The sequence below is a fragment of the Pseudomonas sp. Sample_14 genome (assembly GCF_004307515.1).
GTDB classification, from domain to species: Bacteria; Pseudomonadota; Gammaproteobacteria; order Pseudomonadales; family Pseudomonadaceae; genus Aquipseudomonas; species Aquipseudomonas atacamensis.
In genome coordinates this window covers 1-904 of sequence record NZ_RCOC01000075.1, presented here as the reverse complement: position 1 = coordinate 904, position 904 = coordinate 1, and the positions used below count along the sequence as shown (strand labels likewise).

Below are 904 nucleotides of genomic sequence, written 5' to 3'. Positions count from 1 at the left end.
GTTTCGGCGGCGGCGGTTCGTCCGGCGGCTGGTGAGATCAAAAGAATAATGAGCAGGCACTTTTCGACATGGCATTACTGACTGAACACGAACAACGCAAAGTCGCCGAGGCCATCGCCCGGGTCGAACGCGACACCGACGCCGAACTGGTCACGGTGCTCGCTGCCCGTGCCGACGATTACGCGTACATCCCGCTGCTCTGGGCCAGCCTGCTGGCGCTGGTGTTGCCGGGCATCGTCCACTACCTCACCGGCTGGCTGACCCTGCGCAGTCTGCTGCTGGTGCAATGGGGCATGTTCATCGTCCTGTGCCTGCTGTTTCGTCTGCCGAAAATCACCACGCATCTGGTCCCGCGCCGTGTGCGCCACTGGCGCGCCTCCAACCTGGCGCGGCGGCAGTTTCTCGAACAGAACCTGCACCACACCGTGGGCAGCACCGGCGTGCTGATTTTTGTCTGCGAGGCTGAGCGCTATGTGGAAATTCTGGTGGACGAGGGAATTTCCAAACGGCTGGACAACAGCAACTGGGACGCGATTGTCGCGGCGTTTACCGAACAGGTCAGGCAGGGGCGCACGCTGGAAGGGTTTGTCACGTGCGTGGAGGCGTGTGGCGAGTTGTTGAAGGTGCATGTGCCGGTGACGCAGGTGAGGAATGAATTGCCGAATCGGTTGGTGGTGTTGGGCTGAAAAACCCTCACCCCAGCCCTCTCCCAGAGGGAGAGGGAGCCGACCAGGGTGTTCTGTCGAGTTCCGCCGACCTGAAATGCCGAGTCGAAATCAAATCCTGACAGCCATAGCCGACTCGGTCGTTCAGGTCGATGTCGAGCGCAAGACACCTCGGTCGGCCCCCTCTCCCTCCGGGAGAGGGCTGGGGTGAGGGGCTTCTGGACCGTTGGGTAAATAAG

Annotated in this window: 1 protein-coding gene; it reads left to right on the top strand. The window is 61.5% G+C overall.

What is annotated here, in order from left to right:
• The first annotated feature begins 68 nt into the window (after nt 1-68).
• A complete protein-coding gene (locus D8U61_RS18130; RefSeq protein WP_024011959.1) occupies nt 69-686 on the top strand; it encodes a TPM domain-containing protein in 618 nt (205 codons plus the stop codon).
• The last annotated feature ends 218 nt before the right edge of the window (nt 687-904 follow it).